This is a genomic window from Vreelandella lutescens (genome assembly GCF_014640815.1).
Classification (GTDB): Bacteria; Pseudomonadota; Gammaproteobacteria; order Pseudomonadales; family Halomonadaceae; genus Vreelandella; species Vreelandella lutescens.
The window spans coordinates 117,129-133,029 of record NZ_BMHM01000004.1; the positions used below are offsets into that span (position 1 = coordinate 117,129).

Consider the following 15,901-nt stretch of genomic DNA (forward strand, 5'->3'; position numbering starts at 1 on the left):
ATAAGGACATCCTATGCAGCTTCGCACTTTAGTCATTCCGCATTTCAGAAACCTGCGCCATCTTAAGATGACTTTTGCCACCGAGCTGGAGCAGGTCGCGGGTATTGCCACGAGCGAGCCTGCCAAACGTATTCGCAGCCATGCATTGATCGGCCAGAACGGTACCGGCAAATCCAATCTGATAGAGGCACTGATCACTTTGTTTCGCGATGTGGATCTCGACCAGGAGGCGGCTTTTGACTACACCCTGGAATATGAAATTCGTGGCCATATCGTGCGTATTGAAGCGGATACCGCCAAACAAAAACGTCCCTATGTGTGGGTCGATGGCAAAAGCGAATCGCAAGGATTTCTGGTAAAGCATGCGAGAGTCTATTTACCCTCACATGTTTTCGCCTATTACTCAGGAAAGAATGAACGTATAGAGTCATTATTTCGCACTCATCAAGAACGCTACAAGCAATTGCTTCGGCAGGATGATGACGACTTAATGCGCAGGCTCTTTTACTGCCGAGGTGGGCATAGCCAATTGGTATTGCTAGCGTGTTTGTTATCTGAAGATCCCGTATTCAAGAAGTTATTGGGTAACTTAAACATCGAGGCAATAGAGTCCGCTTTATTTGTGCTTAAAAAGCCATATTCTGCCAAGAATTTGGACGAGAGTGATATCGAACTTGGAGACTCACGCTTTTGGTACCGACGCGGGACAGTCGTAAATGGATTTCTCGAAAAACTTTGGCAAGTTGCTTGGGCGCCGGTTCAAGAAACAAAGCAGATAGCAGTAGATTTTCGCCGACGGCCAGAGAAGCAAGAGCTGCTGTACTTATTTGTTCCCAATAATCAAAGTCTTAAGAAGCTGGGCGAAGAAGTAGGCACTCCCGAGCGCTTCTTCCGCTATGCAGAGGCAGCCTATATTGGCGACTTATTGGAAGAAGTTCGCATTACTGTTAAGAAGTCAAAGGGGCATGGAGGGGACGTTGAATTCAAACAACTCTCCGAAGGTGAACTGCAAATGCTCACCGTACTTGGACTGATGCGCATCACCCGTGAAGACCACTGTTTGTTCTTATTAGATGAACCTGACACCCACTTGAATCCCATCTGGAAGTTACGTTACTTCGACGATATTGAAGGCGTTCTAAGCTCAGAAAAAGATTCTTTGGTACAAGGCGAATCTCAAATTTTAATCACCACTCACGATCCGATGATGGTAGGGAGCCTGAAACGCGAACAGGTACACATTTTACGCAAACACGGCGAACGCTCGGTGGTTGAGTCACCAGACGTACATCCACAGGGAATGGGTGTTACTGGCTTGCTCAAGAGCGAACTATTTGGTTTATCATCCACACTAGATATTGAAACCGAGCGACGTTTGTTTCGGCGTAATGAGTTGTTTGTGCAATCACCACGCACCCCCGAGGAAGATGCTGAACTTTCGAGGCTCTCTGCTGAGTTAGCTGATCTCGGCTTTTCTACTACCGATTTCCGTGACCCTGACTACGCCTTGTTTGTACGTAAAATGGCCCAGCATCGCAAGTTTCGTAAGCCAGTGCTAACGCCGGAGGAGCAGGCAGAGCAGGATACAATTGCCAGTTCTATTATCGATGAGATATTACGATCGGAGGATGACCTGTGATCTGGATTGAACTTGAACACAAACTACCAACCGATACCAATATTCCGAATTGGACACCTTGGACTCAAGACCAATGGAATGTTTGGCTGGCTAAGTCTGCTCAATTGGTGGCTGACTTGGCAGAGCTGGATGCAGCAGGTGAACGTGATGCGCGTAATGCATTGATAGACGCGAACAGCATCCACTGGGGCAAGCTGAAGCCATGGCTTTTAGCGCTATCGGACGGCAAGTGCTGGTTTTCAGAAGTGCGCGAATTATATTCACACTATGATGTAGAGCACTTTCGGCCAAAAAAGCAGGCTAAGGAACTGGATGAGAACGAGCGTGACGGTTACTGGTGGCTTGCTTTCGATTATATGAACTTACGTGCCTGCGGCAATGTGGGCAACCGTAAAAAAGGGGGGTGGTTTCCATTGCAAGCGGGTTCATTGTGCTCCTCATACAGCAATCCTTGCGAGGAATCCGAAACCCGTTATCTGCTTGATCCCATAGACCCAACTGATGTCTCGCTACTTGCTTTCGATGAAGAAGGCAAAGTCATAGCGGCGCCTGGTGCCTCTGCGTGGGAGCAGTTGCGTGTCGAGGAAACAGTTAAGCGACTCAAGCTCAATGAACATGCGCGACTGGCAGAAGAGCGTAGAAAAATTTGGCAAAAAGTTAACAGGCTAGTCGATGCTTATGAGTCAACTAAAACACGCTGCGCGAATGGCAACAATCCTGCAGGTAGAGAAAAATTGAAAGCCGTGTGTACTCAAATACGTGAAATGACAGCAACGACTGCTGAGTTATCATCTGTTGCACGCTGGTGCTTATTCCTACGCAATAACCCGCAGCTTTCAAGGCTAGCGGGGTAAGAACATTAAGCAAGCTTTCTATCAATCTCAATGACTTGTGGCGCTTCAGTTTTGATGGATAGCTTCTAGTGGTCTCTACCCGTAGTAGAGTGCGATAGTACACCCAGCTCAATTCGGTACGCACTGTGTTCCGCTTTGGAAAGCTTTGATAAAACTGGCGCATATTACGCAAGTTGGAAACATCAAAGCCCTTGCCCAGCCGCTCGGTAAGTTGTTGTGAGAGCTGCTGTAGTTGTTGCTTACCATATTCAGCACGACGATTGCCTTGCTGTTCGTGCTCGACAATCAAACGGCCTATTTCCCAGTAGCTTTGTACCATGGCCGTATTCACGGCTTGGCGAACCTGCCCGCGTGCTTGCGCTATCTGTTGAGTAATCGCGCTAACAAGGCGGCTAAAAGCGGTTGGGTTCTGCTCCGTCATAGGCTTAACCCCTGGCGTTAGAGTAATGTCAGCTGGCTGAGGCCTAACAATATCAAACTTTGCCGATAGAAAGAGTTGGCGACGGCGATCATATCAACAGTGCGTATAGCCAACTGCTTCGCTCACAGCCCCAACAACTCCTCAACCGGCAAGTGGCTGGTCGCCTTCATTTCTCTAAGCGAGAGGTTGGAGCGGATGCTCGACACGCCGGGCAGCTGGCGCAGTACCGTTTCGACGAAGTGGCTGTAGTCGTCCAGGTCTTTGGCGACCACTTGCAGTAGGAAGTCGGCCTCGCCGGTGGTGTTGTGGCAGCTCAGCACTCGAGAGCTTGATTGGATGATGCGCTCGAACTCTGCCGTCGCGGCTTCGCTGTGTTGGGTGCAGGTAATCTGCACGAAGGCCAGTACGCTGGCGCCAACTTTGCGTCGATTGAAGATGGCTTGATAGCCTTCGATCACCCCTAGCTCTTCCAGACGCTTATGCCGTCGCCAGCAGGTGGCTTCGCTCAGATGCAACTGTTCGGCCAGCCGCGCGTTGGGCATTCTGCCATCAATCTGGAGTAACGCTGCTAATTTGGCGTCTTTTTTATCCAATGCGCTCATATTGCAAGTCTCTTTCTTATTCACACGATAAAGAGAAAGAGTGCTTCACATTGGTCAGTGTTGTCCACGATATGGAAAGCTCATTTCAGGCTAGGCTCGCTATAGTAGCGTTAGCGAATCCGCAGCCTAAACGTTCAGGAGTGGCCCATGAAAGCCGTCGTATTCGAGCAGTTTTCCACCCCGCCCACTATTCAGCAGGTGCCGGACCCGACTCCCGAGCCCCACGGCGTTGTGGTCAAAGTTATGGCCAATGGCGTATGCCGCAGTGATTGGCACGGCTGGATGGGGCACGACGCGGATATTCGGCTTCCCCATGTGCCGGGGCACGAGCTGTCCGGCGTGGTGGAAGCGGTGGGCAAGGACGTGACGAAGTGGCGGGTTGGGGATCGTGTGACCGTGCCTTTCGTGGGCGGCTGCGGCACTTGCCAGGAGTGCAACGCAGGCCACCATCAGGTATGCGATGCTCAATTCCAGCCAGGATTTACTCACTGGGGGTCGTTTGCCGAGTATGTGGGTATTCACTACGCCGATGTGAACCTAGTCGCCCTGCCAGATACCTTAGCGTTCGACACCGCCGCCAGCCTGGGCTGCCGGTTCGTGACCTCTTTTCGTGCGGTGGTGGATCAGGGCCGTGTGTCCGCCGGGCAGTGGGTGGCCGTGCACGGCTGCGGCGGTGTGGGGCTGTCGGCCATCATGATCGCCAGCGCTGCCGGTGCGAACGTGGTGGCGGTGGATATTTCCGAACAGGCGCTCGCCCTGGCGCGCCAGTTGGGCGCGGTGGCCACGGTGAATGCCAACCAAGCGGCCGACGTGGTGGAGGCGGTGGTGGAGATCACCCAAGGGGGCGCGCACGTCTCGCTGGATGCGCTGGGTCACCCCACCACCTGCTTCAACTCTATTAGCAATTTGCGAAAGCGCGGCAAGCATATCCAGGTAGGATTGATGCTGGCAGATCACAGCACGCCTGCCATTCCCATGAGCAAGGTGATTGCCAACGAGCTGGAAATTCTGGGCAGTCATGGCATGCAGGCCCATCGCTACGGTGCCATGCTGGCGATGATTAAGTCAGGCAAGCTGGCGCCTGAAAAGCTGATTGGCCGCCGGATCACGCTAGAGGAGTCGGTGCAGGCGTTGATCAACATGGATAAGTTTGAAGGCGTTGGGGTCACCGTCGTCACGGAATTCTGATAAAAGAGGGGAAGACTGTTCTCACCAGAGGGCTCGCCCGTGTTCAACCTGCGTATCTTCACCTTGTGCATGCTCTCGAGCCTGCTTAGCCTCTTACCCCTCACCACCCACGCCAACACCGCCACCTGGCAAGCGCTCCAAGAGGGCGGTTTGGTCATCCTCATGCGCCACTCGCTGGCCCCTGGCATTGGTGACCCGCCGGGGTTTGTGTTGGAGGTGTGCGAGACCCAGCGCAATCTTTCCAGCGAAGGGCGTGCCCATGCGGCGGCGGCGGGGCAGGCGTTGCGGGAGCGGGGCGTGGCGATTGATGCGGTGTATAGCTCCCAGTGGTGCCGGGCGTTGGAAACCGCTGAGCTGATGGCGCTGGGGTCGGTGGTGCCTGCGCCGTGGCTGAATTCGTTCTTTCGCGGGCGTGGGGATCAGGTGGCCATTACCCAAGCGGCTCGTGAGCGTATGGCGGGGTGGCAGGGGCCGGGGAATATGCTGCTGGTGACGCATCAAGTGAATATCACGGCGCTGACCGGTGGCGGCGTTAGCTCGGGGGAAATGGTGGTTGTGCGCCCGCAAGAGGAGGGCTTCACGGTGGTGGGGCGGCTGAGCGTTCCCAGCCGTTAAGGCTTTCTATTCATTTCCTTCAATGAACCGGGGCAAATTATTCGCTCCTCATCCGTCAGCTGAGGTTTTACGCTGGGCGTATTGATAAGGAGAGCATTATGTCATCAGCCAATACTCCATCCGTTCGCCGTGTGGTCGCTCAGCATCCTGCCCATCGGGATGATATCGGTGATTTGGTCACCCGCCGGCCGCTGCCAGGGCCGGGGTTAGATCAGCTCGATCCGTTTCTATTCTTGAATCACCACGGCCCGCAGGTTTACCCGGCCAATAACCGTGGGCTGCCCTTTGGGCCGCACCCGCACCGTGGGTTTGAAACGGTAACGTTTATTCTGGAAGGCTCGCTGGCCCATGCTGATAGCGCCAAGCACCAGAGCGTGATTCACGCAGGTGGCGTGCAGTGGATGACCGCAGGTAGCGGCATCGTGCATGCAGAAATTTCGCCAGAAGCGTTTCTGCGCGAGGGCGGCCCGCTGGAAATCTTGCAGCTGTGGGTCAACCTGCCGTCGCGGCTGAAGATGAGCGAGCCGCGCTACGTGGGTTTGCAGAAGGACGGCATCCCCGCTGTTCAACTGGCAGGCGGCGGTACGCTCAACCTGATTGCCGGTGAGTGGCAGGGGCAAGCAGGCCCGATTGAATCGCTGACGGGCGTGTTCATGTCGACGCTGGCGCTACCTGCGGGCGCGCGTGAGCAGCTCCCCGTCGCCCCTGGGCGGCAGGTGTTTTTGTACGTGGTGAGTGGTGACGTGATGGTGGGCGGCGAGCCTGTCAAAGCGCATCATTTGATTGAAGTTGATCGTGACGGCGAGAGCCTTGCCATCGAGGCAGCGAGCGATGCGCGCCTGCTGTTTGGCCATGGCGAGCTGATTGATGAGCCGGTCTACTCCCACGGCCCCTTCGTGATGACTACCCGCGATGAGATCGTCCAGGCGGTGGAGGATTACCAGAACGGTAAGTTTGGCGGGCTTACGCTTTAAAGACCCGCTAAACCGGCTCGCCGCGATAGTAGTGCCATAAAAACAGCGACCCCACGCTGCGCCAGGGAGCCCAGTGCTCTACCAACTGGCGGGCTTGTTTCGGCGTGGGTTTGTTCTCCATACTCTTCAAGCGGCCTAGCGCTACCCTGAGGGCGAGGTCGTCGGCTGGGAAAATGTCGGGCCGCTGGAGCGAGAACATCAGGTAGATTTCGGCGCTCCAGCGGCCAAACCCGCGCAGTTGAGTAATGGCGGCAATGGCTTCGTCATCGCTAAGATGCGCTAAGCCATCGGCGCTAAACGTGCCCGAAAGCTCGGCGTCGGCCAGCCCTTTGGCATACTCGATTTTACGCCACGATAGCCCCGCATCGCGCAGCGCTTGGCCTTCCACCTCCATCACCGCCTTGGCGTGCAGTTCCGGCAGCAGTGTATTCACCCGGCCCATAATCGCCCGAGCTGCTTCGGTGGAGATCTGCTGGCTAACGATGGTCGAGAAGAAGGTGGCAAAGCCTGGGTCGCGCTGGCGCGGGTTGGGCGCGCCGACTAAGGGGTACGCGCGGGCAATGTCGGGGTCGGCATTGGCCAGTGCCTGCATGGCGCGTTCAATCATAGCAACGGACGTGTGATCAGACGGCATGATGTCTCCTGGAAAAATGAGTAGAAAAATGCTCATTAATCGCATTTTGATCTGAATTTGAGTATTAAAATGCACATTATGGTGCTTTAAGCTACACTTTTGAGCATTAAACTACTCAATTAAGGTGAGCTGTGTTGCTAACCGTTCAAGCCTTCCATCAAGGGCAGTGGCACGATGCCGCCGAGCTGATCATCGAGCAGCCAGAGCGGGGCCGTCGAGGGCCTGCACGTCTGGGCTACCTGACGGATTATGCCCTTGAGTGGTTGGATCGCGACGATGAGCACGCCTGTAGCCTTCGTTTGCCTATTGAGTTGATGAATACCCATCAGTCGCCACGTTGGTTCGCTTTTTTAGACGATATCATGCCCTCTGGAGCCAGCCGACGTTACTGGGTCACGCAGTTGGGAATAACGGCGCTTAGTGAAGCGGAGCAGGATGCCGCGCTATTGGCCCAGGGCACGATTGCGCCGGTGGGCAATTTGCGCATCAAAGAGGCTCTTCCTGAGCGCCCTGCTGGCAGCACGCTTGAGCACCAGCGCTTTGCGTTGGCTGACGTCGTCAATCGGGATAGTGATTTTCTTGCCTATGCGCAGCAGATGGGGGCCGCCGGGGGCGGTGCGACCGGAGCAGGTGGCGAAGCGCCTAAGCTGCTGCTGCGCTGTTCGCCAGATGATCAGGTCTGGATTGATACCTACCAGGATGATCTTACGAATATCGATCAGCACTATTTGGTGAAATTTCCTCGCGGTCAGCGCACCGTGATCGATAGCGACATATTGCGTGCGGAGTATCATTTCTATCACGAGCTAGCGGCATTGGGTGTCGCGGCCATCGATACCCAAGGGATGAGGTTAATAGAAGGTGAGCGTTATCCATCGCTATGGTTGCCCCGCTTTGACGTTGGTTATCAAGGGGGGGCGTGCACGCTTTATGGCTTGGAGTCTGTGTATTCAGCCATGGGGAAGGAGCCGGGAAGCTTTTTGAATCATTTTGCCGTGATTGAGGCGTTGGTGGGTCTGTTGAGCCAACAGTTCCGCGTGCGTGAGCCGGGTGGCCATTTCGATACGGCGAGCTTTGTCAGTGAGTGGGTGAAACGCGATCTGCTCAATATTGCGTTTGCTAACAGCGACAACCATGGCCGTAATACGGCGCTGCTGAAAACGCCGCAAGGTATCTGGTGGGCACCGGTGTACGATTTTGCGCCCATGAAGGCTGACCTAGAGGGAATTGTAAGAACCACCACTTGGGGAACGCCGTTTGAGGAAGGACGGGAGTTTAATTGGCCCGCCATTGCGGAACATCTAAGCGTCTATATTCCCCCAGAACAACTGATGACAGAGTTAAAAGCGCTGGGAAGTCAGCTAGTTGGCCTGAAAGAGCGACTCGCTGCGCGGGGCGTGCCCGACGCCTTACTGGCATCGAGAGCGGTGGGGTTTGATTATTTGGACACTAAGCTGCAGCGCTGGGGGTTGCTATGAAGCGCAAAGAACTCTCTAGCATTGAGCGTGAGGCGCTGCTGACGACGCTCGCGACTCAACTGGTGCGTGAAGAAATCAGCTCGGGGCAGGTGTTGCGTCAGCTACGCCGGGACGTACTGGGCATGTCGCAGACGCAATATGCTGAGCGGGTGGGTATCAGCCGTCGCACGTTGTCTGATTTGGAAGCTGATAAAGCAAGTCCTACCGTAGCGCTGCTCAACCAAGTCTTCCGCCCTTTGGGCCTGCAGGTCGGCTTACTGCCGCGTAACCGTGAGTTGCGCGAGCGGTTGTTGTCGGTGGAATCTTCTACCGTTTGACCCCCACGCTTGATGAATGAGTTTGCACGCTAACTTTTTTAGCGTCATATATTCCTACTTTCGTCTAATCCTGCCATCATTTGACGCAATCTAAGACCGTTTTGATAAGCAGGCGCTTTATCCAGCGCTTGGGGAGAGAGGTATGCAAGAGTCGTCATCGGGGCTGGCGCGTAACCCGCGATTGGCAGAGTTTGTTCTGGCGCTGGGCGGGTTTGGCATTGGCACCAGCGAGTTCGTCATTATGGGGTTGATGAACCGCGTGGCGGAGGATTTAGCCGTGACGGTGCCCCAAGTAGGCTATGCGATTAGTAGCTACGCCCTGGGCGTGGTGGTGGGTGCACCGCTGATTTCCGCGCTGGCTGCACGGGTACCCAGGCGGGCGCTGCTGATTGCGCTGATGCTGGTGTTTGCCGTGGGCAATATTGCCAGCGCCATGGCACCGGGGTTTTGGTCGTTTGTGGGCCTGCGCTTTTTGGCGGGGCTGCCTCATGGTGCTTACTTTGGCATAGCGGCGCTGGTCGCGGCTGGAGCAGTGCCGATTGACCAGCGAGCGCGGGCTATTTCAAGAGTAATGATGGGGCTCACGGTAGCCATTTTGATTGGCGCGCCGTTGGGGACCTGGGCGGGTAACGCCTTTGGTTGGCAAATCGCTTTTGCTGGGGTGGGGGTTATTGCGCTGTTAACGGCGCTGCTCATTCGGTTATGCGTGCCGGTTCAGCCGTTTGATGCCCACGCCAGCCCGTTAAGAGAGCTTTCTGCACTGGTGAAGCAGCGGGTGCTGGTTACCATCGCAATTGCCTGTATTGGCTGCGGCGGTATGTTCTCGATTTTCAGCTATGTAATGCCGACGCTGACCCAGCAGGCGGGCATGAGCGAAGCGCTGGGGCCGCTGGTGTTGGTGATTTTTGGCTTGGGTTCTATCGCCGGGAACTTGGTAGGCGGGCGCATGGCGGATAAGAACCTGATGCGGGCAATACCCACCATCTTGGTGTGGTGTGCTGTGGTGCAGGGGCTCTTTTACTTTGCTGCCAACGAGGTGTGGTCGGGGCTGCTGTTTGTGGGTTTGGTAGGGACTAGCATGGCGCTGGCGCCTTCGCTGCAAACCCGTTTGATGGATGTAGCTGAAGACGCCCAAACCATGGCGGCATCCATGAACCACGCGGCCTTTAACGGGGCGAACGCCTTGGGTGCGTGGCTTGCAGGTTTGGCGATTAGCGCCGGGTTTAGCTGGTCGAGCACGGGGCTGGTAGGTACCGGGCTTGCGCTATGTGGCTTGGTGATTTTTGCTTGGGGGCGCTGGTTGGAAAAACGCACTTACCCAGCGCAACCGTCAGTCGCTCAGTGTTATAAATAAGCTATTGCTAAATAAAGGCTTAGGTTATTTAAAGTGGCAAAAAGCGCGCAACGTTCCTAGGGTGTAAAGGTGCAACCCATAAGGAGGTGACCTATGCATAACCTAGAGAAGACATCGCGTGCTGTAACTCCGCGCCTCGTAACATTAAGTGCTCTTGCTGCCCTTACCTTAGCGCTAGCGGGCTGTGGCTCCACCACCGGTGAACGGGCCGCCAGCGGTGCCGGGGTGGGTGCTGCCGTGGGTGCAGGGGCCGCAGCGGTAACCGGTGGCAGCGTGACCCAAGGTGCCGTGATTGGCGGTGGCGTGGGTGCTGCCACCGGTGCCGCCACCGATGAGGACGATATCAACCTCGACTAACTCGCCCCACTAGCGGCAAAGCCTGAAGCCGCGCATGCCTAAATGAAAGTGGTCGGCATGCGCGGCGTTATAGTCTGGCCCCAGTACGTTGCCGAAGGTATCACACGCGCCATCTCGCGCTGCGCGTAAAAACTCCCCCGCGTTACCCGCGTCATCCCAGTCGTTGATCAGTGAAATCTACTGGCCATTCTCAAACTGAAACCCGACCACATCCAGCGCTTCGGCGGTGGCGTGCTCGCTACGCCGCCCCGTCTCACGGCCATACACGTTGCGGCAGGCAAAGCTACCCACGTGGTTCACCTGGGCGACCCGGCTACCCATGATCTCCTGCGCCGCAGGCTGCAAGGCATGGCGTTCATACATCACCCATGCAATGGCCAGCGGGCACGACGCCACAAAGCTTTGGCTAAAGCGTACGCTGCTGCTCTGCATGCGGACAATGTTGCTGAGCGGGCAGCTGGCGGTGGGCGAGTAGTCGGCTAGGGGCGTATAGCGAAGCTCGCCTTCTGGTACGGTGTCCAGCGCTGCCAGGCAGGCATCGCGGTCATCGTTTAAACGCTTGAGCTTCAACTGCGTGACCGGTGTGATGGGATCATCTACATGTAACGGGGCCCAGGGTGCCCAGTGGCGGGGGATCTCAATAATACCTTTCTGTAGCGCGACCCCTAGCGCAATCAGGCATAAAATAATCACTGTGCTGCGCATGCTGACCTCCTTGTGGCTTCTTGGAAACGCTACAGTCCCTGCCATGGGTGTGCGATACTGCGCACCATTCTAACGTCGGCAGCGTCCGACCTGCGTGATAACGAACGACCATTTTGACTAACTAGGGAAGCGCTTCATGTCCCAGGGTACGCTTTTTATTGTTTCTGCCCCGTCGGGCGCGGGTAAAACCAGCCTCGTACGTGAGCTGATCGAAAGCCTGGATGGTATTCAGGTGTCGGTGTCGCACACCACCCGCGCCAAGCGAGACGGTGAAGTGAACGGCGTGAACTATCACTTTACCCAAGTACCTGACTTTGAAGCCATGATCGCCCGGGGCGACTTCTTTGAGTATGCCAAGGTCTTCGACAATTACTACGGTACGTCGCGTCAGGCGGTTCAAACCCTGCTAAACGCGGGGCAAGATGTGATTCTTGAAATCGATTGGCAGGGTGCTCAGCAGGTGCGTGAACAAATGCCCTCTGCGGTATCGATTTTTATCCTGCCGCCGTCATGCAGTGAGCTGGAACGCCGTCTCTCAAGCCGTGGTACCGATGAGCACGCAGTGATCGCACGGCGCATGCGCGATGCGGTCAGCGAGATGTCTCACTACGATGAGTACGACTACTTAGTGATTAACGACGACTTCACCACCGCCCTGCAAGAGCTGCAGTCTCTGGTGATCAGCCGCCGCTTAACGCGTGCTGCAATGCAAGAACGCCACGCCCCCTTGCTCGATGCGCTCTTGTCACAAGCGCCTAGCGTCGAGTAATCTATCAGGTTCTATCACCACTCTTTTCGCTGGGTCGGCGGCATTGTTCCATCATGCCGGCCCGGCGTCGTTATTACAGGAAGGCCCCCATGGCTCGCGTAACCGTTGAAGATTGTCTAGAAAATGTAGAAAACCGCTTCAAACTGGTGATGATTTCTACCCAGCGTGCTCGCCAGCTGGCCCGCGGCTCTCGCGATGCGCTGCTGCCCTGGGAAAACGACAAACCCACCGTGATGGCGCTGCGTGAAATTGCCGCTGGCCTTGTGGACCACACCGTTCTTGATGAACCGGTTGAAGCGCCTGTACGTGCGCGTCCTGCCATGGCACCTAGCACTCACATCGACGATTAAGCCAGTATCGATTAGGGGCGCGGTACATGTTCACCATTGATGACCTGGCCGACCGACTCGGCGGCTATTTACCCCCGGACGAGATCCAGCAGGTCAAGCGCGCCTTCTACTACGCTGAGCAGGCCCACGACGGCCAGCGCCGCCGCTCTGGCGAGCCTTACGTCACTCATCCGCTTGCAGTCGCTAACATTCTCGCCAACATGCACATGGACCATCAGAGCCTGATGGCCGCCATGCTGCATGATGTGATTGAAGACACCGGCGTCTCCAAAAAAGCCCTGGCCGCCCAGTTCGGCAAGCCCGTGGCGGAGTTGGTGGATGGCGTCTCCAAACTGACCCAAATCACCTTTGAAGATAAAGCCGTCGCCCAGGCGGAGAATTTTCAAAAGATGGTGCTGGCGATGTCGCGGGATATTCGCGTCATTATCGTCAAGTTGGCGGACCGACTGCACAACATGCGCACCTTGGGCGCACTGCGGCCCGATAAAAAACGCCGCATTGCCCGCGAAACGCTAGAGATCTACGCACGCATTGCCGGGCGGCTGGGTATCAATACCATCCGTATTGAGCTGGAAGACCTCTCGTTTCAAGCGATTCACCCCATGCGCGCTGAGCGTATCAAGCGTGCAGTGGCCAGCGCGCGGGGCAATCGCCGCAGCGCTATGCGGGAAATTCAGTCGTCGCTGCAGCAGAGCCTGGACGACGAGGGCCTAAAAGGCACCGTGATTGGCCGCCAGAAGCACCTGCTCTCGATCTACAAAAAGATGCGTGACCAGCGTAAGCCATTCGCCGAGATTATGGACGTGTTTGGTTTTCGAATTATTACCGAAGACGTGGCCAGCTGTTACCGTATTTTAGGCGTGGTGCATAACCTCTATAAGCCGGTTCCGGGGCGCTTTAAAGATTACATCGCGATCCCCAAAGCGAACGGTTACCAAAGCCTGCACACCACGCTGTTTGGCCAGCGGGGTATGCCGATTGAAGTGCAGATCCGCACCCGTGAAATGGAAGCCATGGCCAATAACGGTATTGCCGCGCACTGGCTTTATAAAGCCGGGCAGACCGCGCATCCGATTGCCGAAGGCAGCCACGCCCGCGCCCGCGCTTGGGTGAAAGGGTTGCTGGAGATGCAGCGCCACGCGGGGGATTCGCTGGAGTTTATCGAGCACGTTAAAAACGACCTGTTCCCCGACGATATCTACGTGTTTACGCCAAAAGGCGACATCATGGAGCTGCCCCAGGGCGCCACAGTGATCGACTTTGCCTACAGCGTACACACCGATATCGGCAATAACTGCATCGCCTGCCGCATCGACCGCCACCTAGCGCCGCTCTCAACGCGCTTGGAAAGCGGCCAAACCCTGGAAATTATTACCGCCCCTGGGGCGCGGCCCAACTTGGCGTGGCTGAATTTCGTGACCACTGCTAAAGCACGCTCAGCGATCCGCCATGCCTTGAAACATCAGCAGCAGGCGGAAGCGGTGATGCTCGGTCGGCGGTTGCTCAATAAAGCCCTGGCACCTTTTGAAACGAGCCTTGAGGAGCTGGACGAGAGCATCTTCGAGCAGGCCTTCAAAGAGTTGGATGTGTCATCGCTGGATACCTTGCTGGAGTCGCTGGGGCTAGGTAATCGCATGGCGCATATCGTGGCGCGGCGTCTTGTCGATGTGGCCCACGGCGACAGCTTTGATAAGAGCCTGACGGAGAATAGCGATAAAGCCGTGGTGATTAGCGGTAGTGAAGGCATGGTGATTAACTTTGCTCGCTGCTGCCACCCGCTGCCCGGTGACCCGGTGGTGGGTCACCTTTCCGTGGGTAAAGGCTTAGTGGTACACCGCAGCGAGTGCAAAAACCTCGCTGAGCGTAAAAACGACCCGGAAAAGCTGTTTGCCTTGGAGTGGTCCGAGCAGATTGATGAGGACTTCCCGGTCGCGCTGCGCATTGAGATTGAAAGCCGCCGTGGCCTAGTAGCAGAGCTGGCAGGCTTAGTGACCGATGCCGATGCCAATATCGAGCGTATTGGCATTGAAGAGCGCGATGCGCGTCTGTCGAGCGTCAATTTAACGCTGTCGGTGAAAGGGCGGGTCCACCTCGCTCGGATTATCAAACGCATCCGCAACCTGCCTAACGTTGGCAAAATTACCCGTACCGCAAACTAAACGTCCATGTGTTGAGCGCTGGCCTGCCAGGCTGGCAGCGTAAGCCATGGCGATAATAATCAACGTTTCATTTCTACAGGAGCATGACACCCCATGAGCAATAAAGCGGTTATCAACACTGAAAAAGCCCCCGCCGCCATCGGCCCTTACTCCCAGGCCATCAAAGCGGGCAACACGGTTTACCTATCGGGCCAGATTCCGCTTAATCCGGAAACCATGGAGATCGTCTCTGACGATTTCGAAGCCCAGGCGCGTCAGGTATTTACCAACCTGCAGGCCGTATGTGAAGAAGCTGCTGGCTCGCTGGGCGATATCGTCAAGCTCAACCTCTACTTGGTCGATTTAGACAACTTTGCGATTGTGAATAAGGTCATGGAAGAGTTCTTTTCGATGCCCTTCCCTGCTCGTGCGGCAGTGGGCGTGAAGGCGTTGCCTAAAGGCAGCCAGGTAGAAGCTGAAGCCGTGATGGTGATTGGCGACTAATCGCCACGCCACGGTAGTTGCGGTGTTTTCACCGCTGCATAAAAAAGAGCGAGCTGTGATCAGCTCGCTCTTTGCGTTTGGAGAGCGCTAGAGTAATTAGGCTTTTTGCAGCTCTAGAAACCCGCCCTCTTTCAACACCTGGGCATACCCCTCTTTATAAGTGGGGTAGCGGAAGGTATAGCCCGTGGCGATGATGCGACGGTTATCGCAGCGCTTACTGGCGCGGCGGCGCAGCGGCGACTGCATGGTATCGGTGGATGCCACTTTCAACTGCTTGGCGAGCCACGCCATGACGTTATGCATGGTGACCGGTTCGCAGTCGCTACCGAGGTAGAGGTCTGCCAGCGGCGTGCCGTTCTCCTGACAGCGAATCAGATGCGCCAGAATGCCGGTGCAGTCGTCCCGATGGATTCGGTTGGAGTAAATCACCGGGGTGACGGCAGCAATGCGGCCTTCCGCGACTTGGTGAATCAAACGGTCACGGCCCGGGCCGTAGATGCCGGAAAAGCGCACGACTGTGCCAGGTAACGGATGATTCAGCAGGGCCTGCTCAGCTTCGCACATCAGGTTGCCGGAGAAGCTGGTCGATTCCGTGGGGCTCTCTTCGTTGACCACCTCACCCTCTTGCTGGCCATACACGCTGGTAGAGGAGACAAAGAAGATGCGCCGCGGCGGTTTCTCGTGCTGCTCCATCACGCTGAGCACGCGCTTGAGGCCGTCTGGGTAGGCACTCTGGTAAGCGCTCTCTTCAAAGCGGTCTGCGCTGACGGTGTAAATCACGTAGTCGGCTTGGGGCAGTGCGCTGGCATCGGCCCCTTCCAGAGTGTTGAGATCAAGGGCTAACGGCTCAATGCCGGTATGCTCTAATGCCTTGGCCTGGCGGCGCACGCCAATGACTCGATGCCCCTCGTCCAGCAGCTCTTGTCCAAGCGTGACGCCGATGTCTCCACAGCCGATAATCAGTACCGTTAGCTTCACCTTGCTCACCCCTCTTGATTAATA

At 56.1% G+C, this 15,901-nt stretch carries 16 protein-coding genes and 2 pseudogenes; 13 read left to right on the forward strand and 5 right to left on the reverse strand.

Annotated elements, in window-relative coordinates; translation table 11 throughout:
- Window positions 1–13: 13 nt before the first annotated feature.
- Together IEW65_RS11170 and IEW65_RS11175 are read left to right on the forward strand one after the other, a co-directional pair.
- Window positions 14–1,639, forward strand: coding sequence for an ATP-binding protein (locus IEW65_RS11170; protein WP_188639570.1), 1,626 nt, complete (start codon window positions 14–16; stop codon window positions 1,637–1,639).
- Window positions 1,636–2,493 carry an HNH endonuclease family protein gene (locus IEW65_RS11175; protein ID WP_188639571.1) on the forward strand — a complete coding sequence of 286 codons (858 nt, stop codon included), beginning with the start codon at window positions 1,636–1,638 and terminating at the stop codon, window positions 2,491–2,493. The genes IEW65_RS11170 and IEW65_RS11175 overlap by 4 nt, the downstream gene beginning before the upstream one ends.
- A gap of 79 nt (window positions 2,494–2,572) precedes the next feature.
- Here the strand turns inward: IEW65_RS11175 and IEW65_RS17175 are convergent.
- Window positions 2,573–2,914: pseudogene (locus IEW65_RS17175) on the reverse strand (DUF1016 N-terminal domain-containing protein); the annotation flags it as partial.
- Between the two features lie 122 nt (window positions 2,915–3,036).
- Entirely contained in the window at window positions 3,037–3,516 is a 480-nt protein-coding gene (locus IEW65_RS11185) for an Lrp/AsnC family transcriptional regulator (RefSeq protein WP_159343616.1), read from the reverse strand.
- A gap of 147 nt (window positions 3,517–3,663) precedes the next feature.
- On the opposite strand from IEW65_RS11185, the gene IEW65_RS11190 reads away from it, so the two are divergent.
- The 3 genes from IEW65_RS11190 to IEW65_RS11200 all read left to right on the forward strand — a co-directional run bounded on the left by IEW65_RS11190 (window position 3,664) and on the right by IEW65_RS11200 (window position 6,293).
- Entirely contained in the window at window positions 3,664–4,704 is a 1,041-nt protein-coding gene (locus IEW65_RS11190) for a zinc-dependent alcohol dehydrogenase family protein (RefSeq protein ID WP_188639572.1), read from the forward strand.
- A gap of 39 nt (window positions 4,705–4,743) precedes the next feature.
- Window positions 4,744–5,319 carry a histidine phosphatase family protein gene (locus tag IEW65_RS11195; RefSeq protein WP_229755542.1) on the forward strand — a complete coding sequence of 192 codons (576 nt, stop codon included), beginning with the start codon at window positions 4,744–4,746 and terminating at the stop codon, window positions 5,317–5,319.
- Between the two features lie 98 nt (window positions 5,320–5,417).
- Window positions 5,418–6,293, forward strand: coding sequence for a pirin family protein (locus IEW65_RS11200; protein ID WP_188639573.1), 876 nt, complete (start codon window positions 5,418–5,420; stop codon window positions 6,291–6,293).
- 7 nt (window positions 6,294–6,300) lie between these two features.
- On the opposite strand, the gene IEW65_RS11205 is transcribed toward IEW65_RS11200, so the two are convergent.
- Window positions 6,301–6,927 (reverse strand): DNA-3-methyladenine glycosylase family protein, encoded by a 627-nt coding sequence (locus IEW65_RS11205; protein ID WP_188639574.1) that lies wholly within the window; start codon window positions 6,925–6,927, stop codon window positions 6,301–6,303.
- 134 nt (window positions 6,928–7,061) lie between these two features.
- Here IEW65_RS11205 and IEW65_RS11210 point away from each other — a divergent pair, with 134 nt between their 5' ends.
- The 4 genes from IEW65_RS11210 to IEW65_RS11225 all read left to right on the forward strand — a co-directional run bounded on the left by IEW65_RS11210 (window position 7,062) and on the right by IEW65_RS11225 (window position 10,433).
- Window positions 7,062–8,405 (forward strand): type II toxin-antitoxin system HipA family toxin, encoded by a 1,344-nt coding sequence (locus IEW65_RS11210; RefSeq protein WP_188639905.1) that lies wholly within the window; start codon window positions 7,062–7,064, stop codon window positions 8,403–8,405.
- Window positions 8,402–8,722: a helix-turn-helix transcriptional regulator gene (locus tag IEW65_RS11215; protein WP_188639575.1), complete on the forward strand. Its 321-nt coding sequence runs from the start codon at window positions 8,402–8,404 to the stop codon at window positions 8,720–8,722. Before IEW65_RS11210 ends, IEW65_RS11215 begins: the two co-directional genes overlap by 4 nt.
- Before the next feature lie 142 nt (window positions 8,723–8,864).
- Entirely contained in the window at window positions 8,865–10,076 is a 1,212-nt protein-coding gene (locus IEW65_RS11220; protein WP_188639576.1) for an MFS transporter, read from the forward strand.
- Window positions 10,077–10,169: 93 nt separating this feature from the next.
- Complete coding sequence (locus IEW65_RS11225) at window positions 10,170–10,433, forward strand: hypothetical protein (protein ID WP_188639577.1); 264 nt, start codon at window positions 10,170–10,172, stop codon at window positions 10,431–10,433.
- 9 nt (window positions 10,434–10,442) lie between these two features.
- Here IEW65_RS11225 and IEW65_RS11230 read toward each other — a convergent pair.
- Window positions 10,443–11,138 (reverse strand): annotated as a pseudogene (locus IEW65_RS11230) (extensin-like domain-containing protein).
- Window positions 11,139–11,274: 136 nt separating this feature from the next.
- On the opposite strand from IEW65_RS11230, the gene gmk reads away from it, so the two are divergent.
- From gmk to IEW65_RS11250, 4 genes are all read left to right on the forward strand, one after another.
- Complete coding sequence (gmk, locus tag IEW65_RS11235) at window positions 11,275–11,907, forward strand: guanylate kinase (RefSeq protein ID WP_188639578.1); 633 nt, start codon at window positions 11,275–11,277, stop codon at window positions 11,905–11,907.
- Window positions 11,908–11,996: 89 nt separating this feature from the next.
- On the forward strand, window positions 11,997–12,257 hold the full coding sequence (gene rpoZ / locus IEW65_RS11240) for a DNA-directed RNA polymerase subunit omega (RefSeq protein ID WP_188639579.1): 261 nt from the start codon (window positions 11,997–11,999) through the stop codon (window positions 12,255–12,257).
- A 26-nt stretch (window positions 12,258–12,283) separates the two neighbouring features.
- Window positions 12,284–14,416: a RelA/SpoT family protein gene (locus tag IEW65_RS11245; protein WP_188639580.1), complete on the forward strand. Its 2,133-nt coding sequence runs from the start codon at window positions 12,284–12,286 to the stop codon at window positions 14,414–14,416.
- Window positions 14,417–14,509: 93 nt separating this feature from the next.
- Window positions 14,510–14,899 carry a RidA family protein gene (locus IEW65_RS11250; RefSeq protein WP_083025411.1) on the forward strand — a complete coding sequence of 130 codons (390 nt, stop codon included), beginning with the start codon at window positions 14,510–14,512 and terminating at the stop codon, window positions 14,897–14,899.
- A 96-nt stretch (window positions 14,900–14,995) separates the two neighbouring features.
- Here IEW65_RS11250 and IEW65_RS11255 read toward each other — a convergent pair whose 3' ends face one another.
- Window positions 14,996–15,877, reverse strand: coding sequence for an SDR family oxidoreductase (locus tag IEW65_RS11255; RefSeq protein WP_188639581.1), 882 nt, complete (start codon window positions 15,875–15,877; stop codon window positions 14,996–14,998).
- Window positions 15,878–15,901 lie beyond the last annotated feature (24 nt).

Excerpts from the sequence above, each read along its gene's own strand:
- IEW65_RS11170 (WP_188639570.1), top strand. The coding sequence starts at position 14 with ATGCAGCTTCGCACTTTAGTCATTCCGCATTTCAGAAACCTGCGCCAT.
- IEW65_RS11185 (WP_159343616.1), bottom strand. The coding sequence starts at position 3,516 with ATGAGCGCATTGGATAAAAAAGACGCCAAATTAGCAGCGTTACTCCAG.
- IEW65_RS11190 (WP_188639572.1), top strand. The coding sequence starts at position 3,664 with ATGAAAGCCGTCGTATTCGAGCAGTTTTCCACCCCGCCCACTATTCAG.
- IEW65_RS11200 (WP_188639573.1), top strand. The coding sequence starts at position 5,418 with ATGTCATCAGCCAATACTCCATCCGTTCGCCGTGTGGTCGCTCAGCAT.
- IEW65_RS11205 (WP_188639574.1), bottom strand. The coding sequence starts at position 6,927 with ATGCCGTCTGATCACACGTCCGTTGCTATGATTGAACGCGCCATGCAG.
- IEW65_RS11215 (WP_188639575.1), top strand. The coding sequence starts at position 8,402 with ATGAAGCGCAAAGAACTCTCTAGCATTGAGCGTGAGGCGCTGCTGACG.
- IEW65_RS11220 (WP_188639576.1), top strand. The coding sequence starts at position 8,865 with ATGCAAGAGTCGTCATCGGGGCTGGCGCGTAACCCGCGATTGGCAGAG.
- IEW65_RS11225 (WP_188639577.1), top strand. The coding sequence starts at position 10,170 with ATGCATAACCTAGAGAAGACATCGCGTGCTGTAACTCCGCGCCTCGTA.
- gmk (WP_188639578.1), top strand. The coding sequence starts at position 11,275 with ATGTCCCAGGGTACGCTTTTTATTGTTTCTGCCCCGTCGGGCGCGGGT.
- rpoZ (WP_188639579.1), top strand. The coding sequence starts at position 11,997 with ATGGCTCGCGTAACCGTTGAAGATTGTCTAGAAAATGTAGAAAACCGC.
- IEW65_RS11245 (WP_188639580.1), top strand. The coding sequence starts at position 12,284 with ATGTTCACCATTGATGACCTGGCCGACCGACTCGGCGGCTATTTACCC.
- IEW65_RS11250 (WP_083025411.1), top strand. The coding sequence starts at position 14,510 with ATGAGCAATAAAGCGGTTATCAACACTGAAAAAGCCCCCGCCGCCATC.